The organism is Nocardia aobensis NBRC 100429 (assembly GCF_000308375.1).
GTDB lineage: Bacteria > Actinomycetota > Actinomycetes > Mycobacteriales > Mycobacteriaceae > Nocardia > Nocardia aobensis.
This window is the reverse complement of sequence record NZ_BAFQ01000174.1, coordinates 1-20528: the sequence shown is the minus strand read 5'-3', so window position 1 is coordinate 20528 and position 20528 is coordinate 1. Positions and strand designations below refer to the sequence as shown.

Here is a 20528-nt window from a genome sequence, read left to right as displayed (position 1 = left end):
GGCGGCGCGCCGACGACGCCGGGACAGGGGTGCCGGCGCGGGTGCTGGGCAATTTCTCGATCGCCGCGCAGGTGACCTCCGTGGTGGGGCTGCCGCTGGGTGGACTGCTGGCGGGGGTGTTCGGTTGGCGCGCGATCTTTTTCGTCAACATCCCGCTCGCGCTGGTCGCGCTGGTGGCGACGCTGACCGGTGTGCCGAAGGATGAACCGCGCCGCCGCGATCAGGGGTCGCTGCCGGCCGCGATCGACATCGTCGGCATCGGCCTGTTCGCCGGTGCGGTGATCGGCATGCTGACGTTTCTGTCGGATCTGCGCTCACCGCTGTGGTGGTTGCTGCCGGTGACGCTGGGGCTGGCGACCGCGCTGGTGGCGTGGGAGTGGCGAGCCCGCAGCCCGCTCATCGATGTGCGGATGCTGACCCGCAACGGCGGGCTGTTGCGCACCTACCTGCGGCAGGCGGTGGTGTCGCTGGGCACCTACACCGCCCTCTACGGGACCAGCCAATGGATGGAACAGGCCGCCCACTACAGCGCCTCCCAGGTGGGGTTGATCCTGCTGCCGCTGTCGGCGATCAGCATCGTCATCGCGCGCCTGGTGTCCAACCGTGGCTGGGTGCGGGTGCCGCTGGCCGCCAGCGGCGCGGCGTTGATCGCGACCGGGCTGGTGATGGTCGTGATCACGCACGACTCGCCGGTGATCATGCTGATCGCGATGTCGCTGCTGTTCGGAGTGGCCGGCGGCGCCAGCGGGTTCGCCAACCAGGCCGCGCTGTACGTGCAGGCGCCGGCCCGGCAGGTCGCGGTGGCGTCGGGGCTGTATCGCACCTTCGCCTATATGGGGGCGATCTTCTCCTCCAGCCTGATCGCGCTGACCTTCGGTTCGGCCACCACCGACGCCGGATTGCATGCCATCGCGTGGGTGATCGCCGGTCTCGGTGTCGCCGTCGCGCTGATGACGTTGCTGGACACCACGATTCCGGTCCGCACCGGCCGGGAGGCGGCGCGGTGACTCAACTGTAGGTGGCGGTCAGTTCGATGACGCGTTGCCGCGGCCACGGGCATCGGATCTCGCCCTGGGTGGCGGCGAAGAACAGTTCGAACTGCACCTGCCAGGCGGCCAGCAATGCGGCGCGGTGCGCGGCGAGGCGGTGGGGCAGGGTGTGGGTGAAGTCGACGCGGGTGCCCAGTCGCGGATCGGCGACGATCTCCCACCGCGCCCGTCCCGCCGGCTGCCCGTCCACCGACACCTCGTATTCCAGCAGCCGCGGCGGATCGCATGCGGTGACCGGTCCGGGTTCGATCTGCGGGTTGGTCGCGCGGGCCGGTGGCATCGCACCGACGCGCGGCGACTGGTCCTCGACCAGGATCGCCCAGATCGTGTCCGCGGGCCGCCACACCAGATCACGCGAAAACCGCAGCACCACATCGGATTCGGGGTCCGCGCCCGGTTCGGCGCTGCCGCGGGCCAGCCCGAACTTCTCGATATAGGCTTCGGCGCGCGCCAGCCATCCGGTCGTCGGGTCCTCGCTCACCTCGGTCTCGTCGAGTGCGGCGGTCAGGCTCGTCAGGCAGCCGTCCCATCCGGCGGCGGTGCGGGCGGCGCCCAGGCGGCCGGTCGGGCCGTCGCCGAGCGCGTGGGTGAACACCAGCCGGCAGCCGTCGCCGTCGGCGAGCAGTTCGAACCGCAGCACGTCGCGGTTCCAGCGGAACATGAACACCTTCGGCGGATCGACCTCGAGGACTTCCCCGTCCCAGGTGCCGTCGACGGGCGCTTCGTCGTCGAAGACGAACCGCATCGGCGCGCCGGGGCGCAGTTCGGTCTGCACGGCGGCGGGAAACCACGCCGTCATCTGCTGCGGATCGCTGATCGCCCGCCACACGCGTTCGCGGGGGTGGGCGAAGCGGCGCTCGAATCGCAAGGTCGGGGTGCCGTCGATCGTGGTCAGTTCGGCGGACGGGTCACTCATCGTCATCACTCCTCGCGGTCTCGGCATCGGTGGGTGTGGTGCTGTCGTCGGCGGCGGCCAGGACGTCGAGGTGGCGGGCCAGCGCGTCGAGGCTGGTGTCCCACAGCTGCCGGTAGGGGGCCAGCCACAGGTCGATCTCGGTGAGCGGCTGCGGTCGCAGCCGATACCAGCGGCGTTGGGCGTCGTGGCGGACCTCGACCAGTCCGGCGCCGCGCAGGATCTTCAGATGTTTCGACACCGTCGGCTGCGCGAGCCGCAGCTCCGTGACCAGTTCGCCGACCAGGTGTTCGCGCCGGCGCAGCAGGTCGAGGATTTCGCGGCGCCGCGGTTCGGCCAGCGCCTCGAACGTAGATGCCATATCGGCAATATAGCCGAAACGGAATATAAGTGGAAGGCGTGCGGAGTTCACATGCGCAGCGGCAGGCCGGCGCGGATGCGCTCCATGCGGTCCTCGTGCACGACGTGCGCGCGGTCGAGAAGCGCGGTCAGGTCGTCGGCGCGGAAGCGGTGCACATATTTGTCCGGCAGTCCGGCCATGGCCCGCTCCGAGTCCAGCATGCGCGCGTAGGTGCGTTCGCGGACGGCCTGGTCGGCCTCGTAGCCCAGATCGAGGTAGCGGGTGGCGTAGCGACGCGCTCCGGCGACGGCGGTCTGCGCGCGCCCGGCCGGGCTCCACAGCGAAACCACCACCGTCACAACGAGAATCGCGACGATCACGACCAGCGACCACCCGGTGGGGATCTCGGCCACCGGCACCGGGTCGCCGTCGTTGACGAACGGCACGCTGTTGTGATGCAGGGCGTGCAGGATCAGCTTCACCCCGATGAAGCCGAGCACGGCGGCCAGCCCGAAACCGAGATAGATCAGCCGGTCCAGCAGCCCCTCGAGCAGGAAGAACAGCTGCCGCAAACCCAGCAGCGAGAACGCCGTGGCGGTGAACACCAGGAACACGTTCTGGGTCAGGCCGAAGATCGCGGGAATCGAGTCGAGGGCGAACAGCACGTCGGTGCCGCCGATCGCGATCATCGCCGACATCATCGGGGTCAACCGGCGCCGCCCGTCCACGATCGTGGTCATCGCGTCACCGTCGTAGAAATCGGTGGTGCGCAACAATTTCCGGGTCGCGCGCACCACGAACCCGTCACCGGAGTGGGTGTCCTCGCTCTCGGGGCGCAGCATATTGCCCGCGGTCACCAGCAGCACCCCGCCGAACAGGTAGAACACCCACGCGAAACGGTTGATCAGCGTCGCCCCGAGGAAGATGAACCCGGTCCGCGCCACCAAAGAGATCACGATCCCCACCAGCAGCACCTTCTGCTGGGCTGCCGCGGGCACCCGGAAGGCGGTGAAGATCACCAGGAAGACGAACAGGTTGTCCACCGACAACGCCTTCTCGGTGATGTAGCCGGCGAAGTATTCGACCCCCATCTCCGACCCGCCCAGCGCCCACACCACGAACCCGAACGCCACGGCGACACCGATGTAGGCCGCCGACCACACCGCCGACTCGCGCAGTGTCGGCGAATGCGCACCGCGCACGTGGAAGACGAAGTCGAACACCAGCAGCACGACGATCAGCGCCAGCGCACCGGCCCATGCCAGCAGCGGAACGGTCACGGCGGCCTCCTGGGCGGCGAGGGGTCTCGGGTGACTGTAGCGTCCGCGCCCACGCGCCCGCGGCGATCGACATGCTCCCCCCGGACGCCCGGATGCCCCGCGCACCGGCGGTGGTGCGCGGGGCATCCGGGCGTTACGGGATCAGGCCAGGTCGAACCGGTCGGCGTTCATCACCTTGTCCCAGGCGGCGATGAAATCGTCGATGAACTTGGCCTTGGCGTCGTCGGCGGCATACACCTCGGCCAGCGCCCGCAGTTGCGAGTTCGAGCCGAACACCAGATCGACGCGGCTGCCGGTCCAGCGCTGTTCGCCCGTGGCGCGGTCCGTGCCGATGTAAGTGCCGTCGTCGGCGGGCGAGGGCTTCCACTCGGTGCTCATGTCGAGCAGGTTGACGAAGAAGTCGTTGCTCAGCACACCGGGATTGTCGGTGAGCACACCCAGCGGCGACTGTTTGTGGTTGGCGCCGAGCACGCGCAGCCCGCCCACGAGCACGGTCATCTCCGGCGCGGTCAGCCGCAGCAGGTTCGCCTTGTCGACCAGCAGATACTCCGCCGGCAGGCGGGTGCCCTTGCCGAGGTAGTTGCGGAAACCGTCGGCCTTGGGCTCGAGTGCGGAGAACGACTCCACGTCGGTCTGCTCCTGAGTGGCGTCGCTGCGGCCGGGGGTGAACGGGACGGTCGCCCCGAAACCGGCATCGCGGGCGGCCTTCTCGATCGCCGCGACACCGCCGAGCACCACCACATCGGCGAACGAAACGCGCACGCTGCCGGTCTGTTCGGTGTTGAACGCCTCCTGGATCGCTTCCAGGGTGCGGATCACCTGGGCCAGTTCGTCGGGATCGTTGACCTCCCAGCCGTTCTGTGGTTGCAGCCGCAACCGGCCGCCGTTGGCGCCGCCGCGTTTGTCGCTGCCGCGGAACGAGGCAGCCGCCGCCCACGCCGTGGACACCAGCTGCGGCACCGTCAGGCCCGAATCCAGGATGCGCGCCTTGAGGGTGGTGATCTCGGCGTCACCGATCAGGTCGTGATCGACGGCCGGGATCGGGTCCTGCCACAGCAGGGTCTCCTCGGGCACCAGCGGACCCAGATACCGGGATTTGGGTCCCATATCGCGGTGGATCAGCTTGTACCAGGCCTTGGCGAACTCCTCGGCCAGTTCCTCGGCATGGTCGAGCCAGCGCCGCGTGATCGGCCCGTAGATGGGGTCCAGGCGCAGCGACAGGTCGGTGGTCAGCATCGCGGGGGCCTGGGTCTTGGACGGGTCGTGGGCGTCGGGCACCGTGCCCGCGCCGGCGCCGTCCTTGGGCACCCACTGCCACGCCCCGGCGGGGCTCTTGGTCTGCTCCCATTCGTAGCCGTAGAGGGTTTCGAGGAAGCTGTTGTCCCACTGGGTCGGGGTCGGGGTCCACGTCACCTCGATACCGCTGGTGATCGCGTCCTTGCCGACACCGGTGCCGAACGAGCTCTTCCAGCCCAGGCCCAGCTGCTCGAGCGGCGCGGCTTCGGGTTCGGGGCCGACGTTGTCGGCGGGTCCGGCGCCGTGGGTCTTGCCGAAGGTGTGCCCGCCGACGATCAGCGCCGCGGTCTCCACATCGTTCATCGCCATCCGGTGGAACGTCTCGCGGATGTCGATCGCGGCGGCCAGCGGATCCGGATTGCCGTTGGGCCCTTCGGGATTGACGTAGATCAGGCCCATCTGCACGGCCGCGAGCGGGTTCTCCAGATCGCGCTGCCCGGAGTAGCGGTCATCGCCGAGCCATTCCAGCTCCGGACCCCAGTACACCTCCTCGGGCTCCCATTCGTCGACGCGGCCGCCACCGAAGCCGAAGGTCTGGAAACCCATGTGCTCGAGGGCGACGTTGCCGGTGTAGACGATGAGGTCGGCCCACGACAGTTTGGCGCCGTACTTCTGTTTCACCGGCCACAGCAGCCGCCGCGCCTTGTCCAGGCTGGCGTTGTCGGGCCAGCTGTTGAGCGGGGCGAAGCGCTGCATACCGGAGCCGGCGCCGCCGCGGCCGTCCTCGATGCGGTAGGTGCCGGCCGCATGCCAGGCCATGCGGATGAACAGGGGGCCGTAGTGGCCGAAGTCGGCCGGCCACCAGTCCTGCGAGGTCGTCATCACCTCGATGATGTCGGCCTTGACCGCCGCCAGATCCAGGGTGGCGAATTCGGCGGCATAGTCGTAGTCCGCGCCGAACGGGTGAATTTCGGCCGGATTGTGTTGCAGCACTTTGAGGTTGAGTTGTTCCGGCCACCAGTCGCGGTTGCCGCCACCTTCGACCGGTCGCTTCATGCGGCCGACGACGGGGCATCCGCTCTCGGGCGGTTCGGTGTTGGCCTCGGCGATAGGTGGATGTTCCTCAGGCACGGTATTTCCTTTCCGAGAGAGTGAAACGGGCTGTGATCACGGGTTCGATCGAGACGTGGGCGGGGAACAGGAGGGGCACACCCCCCAGTAGATGACCTCGGCCTCGTCGAGGACGAAGCCGTTGTCGTCGGCGGCGGTCAGGCACGGTGCGTCGCCGACCGCGCAGTCGACGTCGGCGATGACGCCGCAGGAGCGGCACACCAGATGGTGGTGGTTGTCGCCGACGCGGGTCTCGTAGCGCGCGACCGATCCCATCGGCTGGATCCGGCGCAGCAGACCGGCCTCGGTCAGCGCCCGCAGCACGTCGTAGACGGCCTGATGGGAGACCGTGCCGAGGGTGCCGCGGACCAGGCCGAGGATGGTGTCGGTGTCGGAGTGCGGGTGGTCGGCCACAGCGGTCAGCACCGCGATCCGCGGGGCTGTCACCCGCAGCGCGGCCCGGCGCAGCATGCGCTCGAAATCCGCCGTAGTGGACACGGTCCGAAGTATGACTCATTCAAGTAACCGGTAGGTGCGGATTGGAGAACCCAGTTTCCGAACATCTGCCCTCCGGCGCGGGAACCGGCGGGTCGCACCCGCGGTATCGCGCGCTCGGCGGCCGAGAGCGGGCCCCGGGCGAGCCGGACGGACCGGGTACCTCGCTGGGCTACAGGTCCCGCGCCGTAGAAATCTGTGATTGTTGTGATTTCTGTGGTTTCTGATGCCGGTGACCACACCGAAATTCGAGCCTCGTCGGGGCTCGATTTCATAACGACCGTCACGAAAACCGCGGGCCGCGACCCGGAGCGTCCCCTTCTTCCCACATCCGACCGGGTGAAAGTCCGACTATCTGGTACCGGGGAAACTTCACAGTTATCAAAAAATTACTTTTTATCCGGGCGTGTCCCGCCACCGAATCTACCTACGACACACTGCCGTGAGGCTTCACGTGCCAGAAGGTGATCCGGTGAACGCGATGAATACCAACGATGTGGGTAACCCGCCCGCTCCGCCGGGCCCGCTCGCGGGCCACGCCGTCCCGCACGAGGTATGCGGCCGGCACGGCGGCGGTGACGGCTCCGAACCCCGGGGTGGCGTCGAATCCGCGGACCGGCGATCACGCGATCACCGGCTCCGCCGCAAACGCAGGCACTGACCTGGCCCGACGGCCCACGGAGGCGGTCGGCGCGGCGTGTCGGGGCGCCGTGACCACCGCCTTCGCGCCCGGACGAATATCCGCCCACAGCACCGCGCGGGCGTTGTTCGTCGCGCCTGAATAAATTCTGGGCGCACATTTCGACCTGCTTCACGCATTACGGCGAACGTCGTTTCGGAGAACGGTCCGGCGTCTTATCACTGCGTCGAAGTAAAGAGATCCGATGGAGGACCGGTGACCCAATTCAAAAGCAACTTCGGCGGCGATCGACAGACCCCGAAGTCACCGCGGATCGGGGCAGCGCCACTGGGCGGTCACCAGGCATCCGGTACCGGAACACACGCACTCGGCTCGGGACACGTATTCCCGCGCCCGGCCCCGGACGGCGTATTCAAGCTGACCGCGGCGCAGCGCGGAATATGGTTCGCCCAGCATCTCGCGGGGGAGTCCCCGATTTCGGTGGCGCAATACGTCGAAATCGTCGGCGAATTGGATACCGACCTGCTCGTCGAAGCCTGCCGCGCCGCGAGCATCGAATTCGGCTCCGGGCATCTGCACATCATCGAGGTCGACGGCGAACCCTGCCAGTACGTCGACCACTTCCGCGGCGCCCCGATCTCGGTGGTGGATCTGCGCCGCCACGCCGACCCGGTGGCCACCGCCCACCGGCTGATGACCGAGGACTACGCCGCACCCCTGGATCTGCTGCACGACCACCTCATGGTCTGCGTCATCTACCAGGTCGGCGACAACCACTACCTGTGGTATCAGCGCGCCCACCACATCGCCCTCGACGGCTTCGCCGCGGTGACCATGCTGCAGCGCATCACCGAGCTGTACAACGCGTGGCTGCGCGGTGAGGAGCCCGGCACGGCCGCGGCGAAGGATCTGGTCGACATCACCGAACAGGACCTGGCCTATCGCGGGTCGACGCGCTTCGACAACGACCGCAACTACTGGACCGAACATCTGGCCGGCGCCCCGCCGGTGGTCAGCCTGGCCGGTCGCGTCGCCAAACCGACCATCCATCCGGCGCTGGTCAGCGAAGCGCTCTCACCCGAGACCGCGGCACTGCTGGATGCCGTGGTCGCCGAGCGCAGCACCAGCGTGACACCGATCGTGGTCGCCGCCTTCGCCGCCTACCTGGCGCGGATGACCGGCAGCACGGAGGTGCTGCTGAGCCTGCCGGTGTCGGGCCGGCATTCGGCCATGCTGCGCCGATCCGGCGGCATGGTCGCCAACGTGGTGCCGCTGCGTGTGCGGGTCGGTTCCCGCAGCGTCGGCGAACTGATCGACGCGGTGCAGGGCGAGCTGACCAGCGCGCTGCGCCGCCAGCGCTACCGGCAGGAGGACATCTTCCGAGATCTGGGCATCGCCCGCGACGAGACCGCCTCCTTCGGTCCGGCCGTGAACCTGATGATGATCGACAACGACGTCGTCCTGGGCGACACCACCGGGCACCTGCATGTGCTCACCTCCGGGCCCACCGCCGATCTGTTCGTCAACATCTATCCCGGCGCCGGCCGCGACAGCACGCACATCGACTTCCAGGGCAACCCGAACATCTACCGCCCCGACGAACTCGCCGGCCACCACGGCCGTTTCCTGATGTTCCTGCACGAATTCCTCGCCCGCGGAACCGATCACCGCATCGACCGGCTGCCGCTGCTCGCGCCGGCCGAACAGCAGCGGCTGCTGCCCGTGCACGGCGACGACGCGGTCGCGCCCCGGCTGCTGCCCGACATCCTCGCCGACAGCGCCTGCCGCCACCCCGCCTCCGACGCGATCGCCACACCCGAGACCACACTGACCTACGGTGAACTCGACACCCGATCCTCCCAGCTGGCCCGGCAACTGATCGCGCACGGCTGCGGACCCGGCACCACCGTCGCGATCATGCTGCGCCGCTCGATCGACTCGATCGTCGCCGCCTGGGCCGTCGCCAAATCCGGCGCCGCCATCGTGCAGGTGGACCCCGAATATCCCGCCAAACGCATCGAGCACATGATCGCCGACAGCGGCGCCGGTGTCGGCATCACCGTCGGCGCCTACCGCGGCCGGCTGCCACACACGGTGACCCCGGTGGTGCTCGACGATCGCAGCACCGCCGCCGCCTGCCACAACACCACCGGCGCCCCCATCGGCGACAGCGAACGCCCGCGCTCGCTGCGCCCCGACGACCTCGCCTACATCACCTACACCTCCGGATCCACCGGCATCCCGAAAGGGGTGCAGGTCACCCACGCGGGGTTGGCGAACCTCATCGCCGACCGCAGCGACGTGTGCGGTGTGGACGCGAGCGCGCGGGTGTCGTATGCGCTGTCGCCCAGTTTCGACGCCTCGCTCGAACAGTTCCTGGTGTGCTTCGCCAACGGCGCGACCCTGCTGGTCGTCCCGCCCGAGGTGATCGGCGGCGACGAACTGACCGAACTGCTCGCCGCCCAGCACGTCACCCACCTCACCCTCACCCCGGCGATGCTGGCGACCGTGGATCCGCGGCAGCTGAGCGAACTGCGGGTGGTCGTGGTCGGCGGTGACGCGTGCCCGCCGCACGTGATCGAACGATGGACCCACACCGCGGTGATGTTCAACGAGTACGGGCCCACCGAAACCACCGTCACCGCCGCCAGCGCCGCCATCACACCCGGCGCCGATCTGACCGTCGGCGGCCCCATCCGCGGAATGTCGGCGATGGTGCTCGACCGCTACCTGCAGGCCGTTCCGGCCGGCACCGCGGGCGAGCTGTATCTGGCCGGGCCCGGCGTGGCGCGCGGCTACAGCCACCGGTTCGCCGAAACCGCGGCCCGTTTCGTCGCCGACCCCCACGGCGGGCCCGGAGCCCGCATGTACCGCACCGGCGATATGGCGCGCTGGGTCGGCGACGGACCCGTACCCGAGCTGGAGTTGCTGGGGCGCACCGACTTTCAGGTCAAGATCCGCGGCTACCGCATCGAACCCGGCGAAATCGACGCCGCGCTCGCCGCCCACGCCGACGTCGACATCTGCGTCACCGTGCCGGTGCGCAACAACGCCGACGCCACCGTGCTGGCCTCCTACGTGGTGCCGGTGCGCGGCCGCCGCATCGACCCGCTGGAACTGCAACGCTTCGCCCGCGACACGCTGCCGCCGCATCTGGTTCCCGCGGTGATCATGGCGTTGGACACGCTCCCGATGAACGCGTTCGGCAAACTGGACCGCGCCGCCCTGCCCGCACCCGCCTTCGGCGCCGCACCGGCCGGTCGGGCGCCGTCCAGCCCGCGCGAACAGCGCGTGGCGGATCTGTTCGCCGACATCCTGGACGTGGCCAGCGTCGGCGCCGACGACAGCTTCTTCGCCCTCGGCGGCGACAGCATCCTGTCCATCCAGCTGGTGGCCCGCGCCAAGGCCGAGGGGCTGAGCTTCTCCACCCAGGACGTGTTCGAACACAAGACGGTGGCCGGTCTGGCCGCGGTCGCCACCGACGCCGGCGGCGGCCCGCAACTGGCCGAACTGCCCGGCGGCGCGGTCGGACCCATGCCGCTGACCCCGATCATGTACGCGATGCTCGACCGCGGCCGATTCGACCGATTCGCCCAGGCCACCCTCATCGAACTGCCCGAACACGTCGACGACGCCCACCTGGTGGCGGCGCTGGCGGCGGTGCTGGAGCGCCACGACATGCTGCGCGCGGTCCTGCGCGGCGCCGGATCGGCCGACCCGTCGGTCGAGGTCGCCGCATCCGGCACGGTCGACGCCGCCGCACTGTTCGAGTCGGTGCGGTTGCCGCGCCGCGACGCCCCCGAGATCGACACCCGCTTGCAGGCGGCCGCCGACCGGCTCGATCCCGCCCACGGTGTGCTGGTGCACCTGGTGCGGATGAGCGACGACACCACCGGCCCCGACCTGATGTGGGTGGTGATCCACCACCTCGCGGTCGACGCGGTGTCGTGGCGGATCGTGCTCGCCGATCTGGCCGGCGCGTGGCAGCAGATCAGCGCCGGCACCGAACCCGCCTTCGGTCCGCCCACCACGTCGGTGCGGCGCTGGAGCCACGGACTCACCGAACAGGCCGCGAGCCGCCGCGCCGACGAACTCGAGTTGTGGAAGAGCGTGCTCGCGCCGGGGGAGACGCTGCTCGGCACGAGACATCTGGACCCGGCACGCGACACCGTGGCCACCGCGGGCCGCGTCGAGGTGCACGTGCCCGCCGACGTGTCCGAAGCGGTGCTCACCACCGTCCCGGCCCGCTTCCACGGCACACCCAACGATCCGCTGCTGGCGGCGCTGGCGCTGGCGCTGCGACAGTGGCGTCGCCACCGCGGCGTCGACACCGACACCGAACTGATCTCACTGGAAGGACACGGCCGCGAGGAACACGCCGTTCCCGGCGCCGACCTCAGCTCCACCGTCGGCTGGTTCACCACCCGCTTCCCGGTGCGCCTGGACCTGCGCGGCGTCGACGCCGACGACGCGTTCGCCGGCGGCGCCGCCGCGGGGACGGCGATCGTGCGCGCCAAGGAACAGTTGCGCGCGATCCCCGACAACGGCATCGGCTACGGCATGCTGCGCCGCCTCGACCCCGACGCCGGCGCCGAACTGGCCGCCGTGCCCGAGCCGCAGATCGCGTTCAACTACCTCGGCCGCGTCGGCGTGCACGAACAGTCCGGGCCGTGGACACCGACCACCGAATTCACCTCCCTCACCGCGACCGGCGACCCGGCGATGGCGCTGCCGGCCGTCCTGGACGTCAACGCGATCGCCGAACCCGGGCCCGACGGCCTCGAACTCGACGCCACCTGGGAATTCGCCACCGACGTGCTCGACACCGCGGACGTGGAGGAACTGGCCGGACTGTGGGTGCGGGCACTGCGCGGGCTCGCCACCCACGCCCGCACCGACACCGCCGGCGGATTCACCCCCTCGGATTTCCCGCTCGTGGACCTCACCCAGGACGATATCGACCGCTGGCAGCTGGAATATCCGACCATGACCGACGTGTGGCCGCTGACCGCACTGCAGTCCGGACTCCTGTTCCACGCCGTCTACGACACCGACCGCGCCGACGGCTACACCGTGCAGGCCACACTCACCCTCGACGGGCAGGTCGACACCGCCCGCATGCGGGTCGCGGCCCAGACCTTGATCGACCGCCACGACAGCCTGCGCACCGCCTTCGTCGAATCCGCCGCCGGGCCCCGCCAGATCGTGATGAGCGGCGTGCGCGCCGACTGGCACGACAGCGACCTCACCGACATCGCCGACGCCGGGGAACGCGCCCGCGAACGCCGCCGCATCACCGACGCCGCGTCCGCCCCGTTCGACCCCGCCCGTCCGCCGCTGCTGCGTTTCCACCTGATCCGCACCGGCACGAGCCGATTCGAACTGCTGCTCACCAACCATCACATCGTGCTCGACGGCTGGTCGATGCCGCTGCTGATCCACGAACTGCTCACCCTCTACGCCGCCGACGGCGACCCGGCCACCCTGCCACCGGCCGGCACCTACCGCGACTACCTGCACTGGCTGCACAACCAGGACCGCGACGCCGCGATCACCGCCTGGCGCGACGTGCTCGCCGGCATCGAGAGCCCGACCCTGGTCACCGGGCGCCCCGACCGGACCGTGCCCGCCGACAACGCCGACGTCAGCCGCAACCTGTCCACCGAGACCACCGCCGCGATCACCGACCTGGCGCGCGCCTACGGTGTCACCGCCAACACCACCGTGCAGGTGGCGTGGGCGCTGCTGCTCACCACCTTGACCGGCCGCGCCGACATCGTGTTCGGCAACACCGTCTCCGACCGCCCACCCCAGCTGCCGGGAGTCGAACGCATGGTGGGGCTGTTCATCAACACCCTGCCCGTGCGGATCCGGCTCGAACCCGCCGAAACCGTCGCCGACCTGCTGACCCGGGTGCAGTCCGAACAGGCCGCCACCCTCGATCACCGGCATCTCGGGCTGGCCGAACTGCAACGCGCCACCGGTTTCGCCGACATGTTCGACACGGTGACCGTCCTCGAGTCCTATCCGCTCGATCGCGAACAACTGACCCACAATCTGCACGACGCCGGGCTGCGCCTCGTCGACATCGACGCCCACGACGCCACCCCGTACCCGCTGAGCCTGCAGGTGACCCCGCCACGACCCGGCCGCGACAACGACCCCGACGCGGCAACCGCCGCCACCCACACCGTGATGCTGCGCTTCTCCTGCGACCGGCTCGACACCGACACCGCCGCCACCCTGCTCGACCGCTACGAACAGATCCTCGACCAGATCACCGCCGACCCCACCGCGACCGTCGCCACGATCAGCGCCGGCACGAATACCGAAGCGGCCGAACCGATTCCGGCGCGCAGCGCACCGGCCGGGCGCACCCTGCGCGACATCCTCGCCGACACCGCCCGCGCGCACCCGGACGCGGTGGCCGTGCGGGCCGGGACCACCACCCTCACCTATCGGGAACTCGCCGCGCGGGCCCACCGCCTCGCGCAGCGGCTGCTCGCCCGCGGCGCACGCCCGGAAACCGTTGTCGCCGTGGTCGTTCCGCGATCGATCGAGCTGGCGGCCGCGATCTGGGCGGTCGCCGAAACCGGGGCGGCGTTCCTACCGCTGGATCCGGGCAACCCCGACGAACGCATCGCCGAACTGCTCGCCGACTCCGGCACCGCCCTCGGCGTCACGACCAGCGCCCTCGCCCACCGGCTACCCGGCACCGTCGACTGGGTCCACGCCGACACCGACCTGACCGCCGAACCCGACACCACCACCGTGCACGAGGTGCGGCTCGACCACGCCGCCTACCTGATCTACACCTCCGGATCGACCGGCACCCCCAAAGCCGTGCACCTGACACACCGCGGCCTCGCCGGACTGGCCGCCGCACACGCCGACGCATTCGGTGTCGACACCACCTCGACCGTCTTGCAGGTCGCCTCACCAGGATTCGACGCCTGCCTGTCGGAGCTGCTGCTCGCCCACGGCCACGGCGCCGGCCTCGTGATCGCCCCGCCCGACGTCTACGGCGGCGCCGGACTCGAAGAACTGCTGCACACCCACGGGGTGACCCATGCCATCATCACCCCGTCGGTGCTCGACACGATGGATCCCGCGCACGTGCCGGCACTGACGACCATCGCGGTCGTCGGGGAGGCCACCAGCAGCGACCTCGTCACCCGCTGGGCACCCGGGCGGCGGCTGATGAACCACTACGGTCCCACCGAAACCACCGTGTGGGCCACCGGATCCGACACACTCACCCCCGGCGAACCCGTCACCATCGGCACCCCGATCCACGGACTGTCGGTCACCGTGCGCGACATGTGGCTGCGGCCCGTCCCCGCCGGCGTGGCCGGCGAACTGTACGTGCGCGGCCCCGCCCTGGCCCGCGGCTACCTCGACCGCCCCGCCACCACCGCCGCCCGCTTCGTCGCCGACCCGGAATCGTCTCGCGGACAACGCCTCTACCGCACCGGCGACAGCGTGCGCTGGCTGCACACCCCGCACGGACCGCAACTGGAATACCTCGGCCGCAGCGACCAGCAGGTCAAGATCCACGGCCTGCGCATCGAACCGGGGGAGATCGACGCCCGGCTGGCCCGCCACGACACCGTGGCCGCCGCCGCCACCGTCGACCGCCCCGGACCCGCCGGCGAACCCGTGCTGGTGTCCTACGTCGTCGCCGCACCCGGCGCCACCCTCGACCCGGCCGCCCTGCACGCCGACCTGGAACGCGAACTGGCCCACTACATGAACCCGGCCGCCATCGTCGAACTGCCCGAGATGCCCCGCACCCCGGTCGGCAAAATCGACCGGAAAGCGTTGCGCGCACTCGACTTCCGGACCGACGAGACCAGTGGACGGGCACCGGCCACCGCCGACGAACAGCTCATGGCGAAACTGTTCGCCGAAGTCCTGCACCGCGACACCGTGTACGCCGACAGCAACTTCTTCACCCTCGGCGGCGACAGCATCGTGTCCATGCGCCTGGTGGCGCTGGCCCGCGAGGCCGGGCTCACCCTCACCCCCCGCGACGTCTTCGAAGCCAAAACCGTTGCCGCCCTTGCCGAACTGGTTCGCGGCACCGTCGCCGCCGACCCGTCGCCGTCGCGCGAACCGGCCCACCGCGCCGAAGGCCGCCCCCCGCGCCCCGCGGACTTCCCGCTCGTCGAACTGACCACCGCCGACGTCGAACGACTCGACCACCGCTACCCGGAGCTGGCCGACGTGTGGCCGCTGTCGCCGATGCAAGCCGGAATCCGCTTCCACTCCACCTACAATCCCGGCGCCGGCGACAACTACACCGTCCAGACCGCGATCGGCTTCACCGGCACCGTCGACGCCGAACGGCTGCGCCGCGCCGCCCAGGCCCTCGTCGACCGCCACGACATCCTGCGCGCCGCCTTCACCGACACCAGCGCCGGACCCTGCCAGATCGTGCTCTGCCACGCACCCGTCCGCTTCCGGCACATCGACCTCACCGATACCGACCACACCGGCCTCGACCGGGTGGCCGCCGACGACGCCGCCGAAGGGTTCGACCTGTCGGCACCGCCGCTGATCCGGTTCACCCTGATCACCGTGCGCCCCGACACCTTCCGGCTGCTCGTCACCAACCACCACGTCATCCTCGACGGCTGGTCCATGCCGCTGCTGATGAGCGAACTACTCACGTACTACGCCACCCCCGCCCACATCGACACCGCCGAACCCGCCCCCAGCTACCGCGACTACCTGAGCTGGCTGCACCGCCAGGACCTCGCCGCCTCCACCGCCGCCTGGGCCCACGAATACGCCGATGTCGAATCACCCACCCGCGTCGCCCGCGCCGACGCCGCCCACCGCGACACCTCCGCCGGCGAAATCGACACCCTGCTGCCCGCGCGGCACGTCACCGACCTGCGCCGCGTCGCCGCCGACGCGACCGTCACCGTCAACACCGCCGTCGCCGCGGCCTGGGCGCTGACCCTGCGCGAACTCACCGGCGACACCGACGTCGTCTTCGGATCCGCCGTCTCCGGCCGGCCCCCCGAACTCCCGCAGGTCGACCGCACACTCGGCATGTTCCTCAACACCATCCCCGTGCGCGTCCCCCTGGACCCCACCCTGACCGTCGAGCAGCTGCTGACCCGCATCCAGCAACACCAGACCCGCATGCTCGGCCACCACCACATCGGACTGCCCGACATCCACCGCGCCGCCGGAATGACCGCCCTGTTCGACACCGCCGTCGCCTTCCAGTCCTTCCCCGTCGACCGGCCCGCCCTGCAGCACCTCGTCGACGCCGCCGGCCTGCGCATCGACGACATCACCGGCGTCGACGCCACCCCGTACCCGCTCAGCCTCGTCGTCGCCCCCGAACCCGCCGACACCCACACCGACCCCACCGCCGCCCCAGGACTGCGCATCACCCTGCGCTACCTCGACGACGAATTCGACACCCACCGCGCCCGCTGGATCCTCGACCGGTTCGTCGCACTGCTGCACCGCATCGCCGACCACCCCGCCGGCCACCTGGCCCGCCTCACCACGCCCGGCGACACCGAACCCGCCCACCCGGACCACGCCCACCACCAGCCGCGCACCTTCGGCGACATCCTCACCGCCACCGCCGCCGCCCACCCCGACGCCGTAGCCGCCACCTGCGGCACCGACACCGCCACCTACCGCGACCTCGACCAGCGATCCAACCGACTCGCGCGACTGCTGCTGCGCCGCGGCCTCCCCCCGCACACCGTGCTCGCCAGCGCGCTGCCACGCTCCCTGGACGCCGTCGTCACCATATGGGCCGCCGCGAAGACCGGCGCCGCGTTCGTGCCGATCGACCCCCGCCTGCCCGCCGACCGCATCGCCTTCCTGCTCGACGACTCCGGCGCCACCCTCGGCATCACCCACACCGCCGGCACCCACCCCGACAACACCCGCCCGACCCAGCGCATCGACTGGCTCACCCTCGACGACCCCGACACCGTCGCCGCCCTCGACACCGAATCCACCGCACCGATCACCGACACCGAACGCGGAGCCACGCTCACCCCCGACCACACCGCCTACCTCATCTACACCTCCGGATCCACCGGAACCCCCAAAGGTGTCCTGGTCACCCACCGCGGCCTCACCGACCTCGTCGCCGCCCAGCACCGCCTCCTCGGCGTCACCGCCGACTCCGCCGTCCTGCAGGTCGCCTCACCCAGCTTCGACGCCTCGATCTTCGAACTGCTCATGGCCCACGGCGCGGGCGGCCGGCTCGTCGTGTCCCCACCCGACGTCTACGGCGGCCCCGACCTGGCGAAACTCATTCAGTACGAACACATCTCACACGTCGTGCTGACACCGTCGGCGCTGGCGACCATCCCCGGCGACCGCTTCGACACCCTGCGCGTGCTGGCCACCGCCGGCGAACCCGTCGGACCCGAACTCGTCGACCGGTGGGCGCCCGGACGCACCATGATCAACCTCTACGGACCCACCGAATCCACCATCTGGGCCACCGCCAGCGCACCACTGACCCCCGGCGCGCCGATCACCATCGGCACCCCCGCCGGCCCCGTCACCACCACCGTCCTCGACACCTGGCTGCGGCCCGTCCCGCACGGCGTCGCGGGGGAGCTGTACCTGCTCGGCCCCGGACTCGCCGACGGCTACAAAGACCGCACCGCACTGACCGCGACCCGCTTCGTCGCCTGCCCCTTCGGCGCACCCGGCACCCGCATGTACCGCACCGGCGACATCGTGCGCAGCACCGGCAGCGGCGACCTGGAATTCGTGGGACGCAACGACTTCCAGGTCAAAGTCCGCGGCAACCGCATCGAACTCGCCGAAATCGACGCCGCCCTGGCCACCCACCCCGACGTCGCCTTCGCCGTCACCATCCCACGCACCGACGACGGCCGCCCCACCACCCTCGTCTCCTACGTGACACCCGCCGCCGGCACCACCCTGTCCGACACCGACCTGAAAACCACACTCGCCCAGGCACTTCCGCCCTACATGGTGCCCGCCGCCGTCATGATCCTCGACGAGGTGCCGCTCACCCCGACCGGCAAACTCGACCGCGACCGACTACCCCGGCCACCCGAAACCGCCCGCACCTTCCGCGCACCCACCACCTGGGCCGAAGACATCGTCGCCCGCGCCTACGAACAAGTCCTCGACGCCGAACACGTCGGCGCCGACGACGACTTCTTCGCCCTCGGCGGCGACTCGCTCAGCGCCGCCCTCGTCGCCGCCCGCATCGGCGCCGCCCTCGACGTGCGCATCCCCGTCCGCACCATCTTCGAAGAACCCACCGTCGCCGCCCTCGCCCGAGCCGCCCGCACCCTGCACGGCACCGCCCGCATCCCACTCACCGCCGGCCACCGCCCCGACCCCATCCCGCTGTCGCTGGCCCAGCAACGCATGTGGTTCCTCAACCGCTTCGAACCCGACTCGGCCGCCTACAACATCCCCGTCATGCTGCACCTGTCCGGACGCCTCGACACCGACGCACTGAGCGCCGCCCTCGACGACGTCCTCGCCCGCCACGAAGTGCTGCGCACCATCTACCCCGAAACCGACGGCGAACCCCGCCAGCTCATCCTCGACCGGGCACCGGTCACCCTCGAAACCGGCCACCCCGCCCGCGACACCCTCCCGCAACTGCTCACCGAATTCGTGCGCCGCGGCTTCGACGTCTCCACCCAGGTACCGCTGCGCGTCGCCCTGTTCGACATCACCACCGACACCGACACCACCAGCCGATACATGCTGATCCTCGTCGTGCACCACATCGCCGGCGACGGACAATCCATGGGCCCGCTGGCCCGCGACGTCATGACCGCCTACGCCGCCCGCCACACCGGACAACCCCCACACTGGCAGCCACTGCCCGTGCAATACGCCGACTTCGCGCTGTGGCAACGCCGAGTCCTCGGCGCCGCCGACGACCCCACCTCACTGATGTCGACCCAGCTCGACTACTGGCGCACCACCCTCGACCGCGCACCCGACCTGCTCGACCTGCCCACCGACCGGCCCCGGCCCACCGTCGCCACCCTCACCGGCGGCCGCGTCCCCCTCGACATCCCCGCACCCCTGCACCAGCACCTGCAGACACTGGCCCGCGACCACGGCACCTCCCTGTTCATGGTCGTCCACGCCGCCCTCGCCGTCCTGCTCGGACGACTCGCCGACACCGACGACATCGTCATCGGCACCCCCGTCGCCGGACGCGGCGAACCCGGCCTCGACGACCTCGTCGGCATGTTCGTCAACACCCTCGCCCTGCGCACCCCCCTCGACCCCGGCGAACCGTTCACCGAACTGCTGGCCCGCACCCGCGACACCGACCTGCACGCCCTCGACCACGCCGACGTCCCCTTCGAACGCATCGTCGAAGAACTCAACCCGCACCGCACCACCGCCGCGCACCCCCTGTTCCAAGTGGTGCTGGCCTTCCAGAACACCGGCGCCATCGACATCGCCCTCCCCGACGTCGTCGTCTCCCGCGCCGACGTCGACACCGGCACCAGCCAATTCGACCTCCAACTCGTCATCTCCGACACCTCCACCGAAACCGGTGCCGCCCAAGGCCTCTCCGGCATGCTGATGTACGCCCGCGACCTGTTCGACCCCGACACCGTCACCGGATTCGTGCACCGACTGCTGCGCATCCTCGAAACCGTCGCCACCACCCCCGACACCCCCGTCGGCGACATCGACTGGCTGCACCCCCGCGAACGCCGCACCCTGCTCTCCAGCATCGGCCCACGCACCGCACCCACACCCGAATCCCCGCTACTGCCCGGCATATTCGCCGACGCCGTCCGCCGCAACCCCGACGGCCTCGCCCTCACCACCGGCGATACCGACCTCACCTACACCGCACTCGACCGGCGCTCCAACCGCCTGGCCCGGCTACTCATCGACCACGGCGCCGGACCCGAAATCCCCGTCCTGGCCGCCGCGCCCCGCTCCGCCGAATCCGTGCTCATCTGGTGGGCGGTGGTGAAAACCGGCGCCACCTACGTACCCGTCGACCCCGCCTATCCGGCCCACCGCATCGACCACATGATCACCGATTCGGCTGCCGCACTGGGCATCACCGTCACCACCGCACGCCCACAACTACCCGACACCGCCCACTGGATCACCCTCGACGCCCCCGAAACCATCGCAGCGCTCGACACCCACCCCGACAGCCCGATCGACGATCACGACCGGCTCCGGCCCCTGCGCCCCACCACCACCGCCTACGTGGTCTTCACCTCCGGATCCACCGGCCGCCCCAAAGGCGTCGCCGTCACCCACACCGGCATCGCCGACCTCGTCGCCACCCAACGCGCCGACTACCACATCGAACCCGGCGCCCGATTCCTGCACTTCGCCTCACCGTCCTTCGACGCCTCCCTGATGGAAATCCTGTTCGCCACCGCCGGCGCCGCCACCCTCGTCATCGCACCCCCCGCCACCTACGGCGGCGACGACC

7 protein-coding genes are annotated in these 20528 nt (G+C 70.2%); 2 read left to right on the top strand and 5 right to left on the bottom strand.

The genetic code is table 11. The features are described 5' to 3' along the window. Positions 1–1007: MFS transporter (locus tag RJ03_RS22890; protein WP_036505658.1), on the top strand; the 1007-nt coding region annotated here is incomplete at its 5' end. Position 1008: 1 nt separating this feature from the next. On the opposite strand, the gene RJ03_RS22885 is transcribed toward RJ03_RS22890, so the two are convergent. The 5 genes from RJ03_RS22885 to RJ03_RS22865 form a co-directional block, all read right to left on the bottom strand. Then, positions 1009–1965 carry an SRPBCC family protein gene (locus tag RJ03_RS22885; protein ID WP_036505655.1) on the bottom strand — a complete coding sequence of 319 codons (957 nt, stop codon included), beginning with the start codon at positions 1963–1965 and terminating at the stop codon, positions 1009–1011. Further along, a complete protein-coding gene (locus RJ03_RS22880; RefSeq protein ID WP_051025116.1) occupies positions 1958–2323 on the bottom strand; it encodes an ArsR/SmtB family transcription factor in 366 nt (121 codons plus the stop codon). The genes RJ03_RS22885 and RJ03_RS22880 overlap by 8 nt, the downstream gene beginning before the upstream one ends. Before the next feature lie 47 nt (positions 2324–2370). Further along, positions 2371–3582 (bottom strand): TerC/Alx family metal homeostasis membrane protein, encoded by a 1212-nt coding sequence (locus tag RJ03_RS22875; protein ID WP_036505654.1) that lies wholly within the window; start codon positions 3580–3582, stop codon positions 2371–2373. Between the two features lie 141 nt (positions 3583–3723). Further along, positions 3724–5949: a catalase/peroxidase HPI gene (katG, locus tag RJ03_RS22870; protein WP_036505653.1), complete on the bottom strand. Its 2226-nt coding sequence runs from the start codon at positions 5947–5949 to the stop codon at positions 3724–3726. Between the two features lie 36 nt (positions 5950–5985). Continuing rightward, on the bottom strand, positions 5986–6399 hold the full coding sequence (locus RJ03_RS22865; RefSeq protein WP_036505652.1) for a Fur family transcriptional regulator: 414 nt from the start codon (positions 6397–6399) through the stop codon (positions 5986–5988). A 919-nt stretch (positions 6400–7318) separates the two neighbouring features. Here RJ03_RS22865 and RJ03_RS22855 point away from each other — a divergent pair. Next, positions 7319–20528, top strand: a 13210-nt coding sequence (locus RJ03_RS22855; RefSeq protein ID WP_051025114.1) for a non-ribosomal peptide synthetase, incomplete at its 3' end; no start/stop codon positions are given.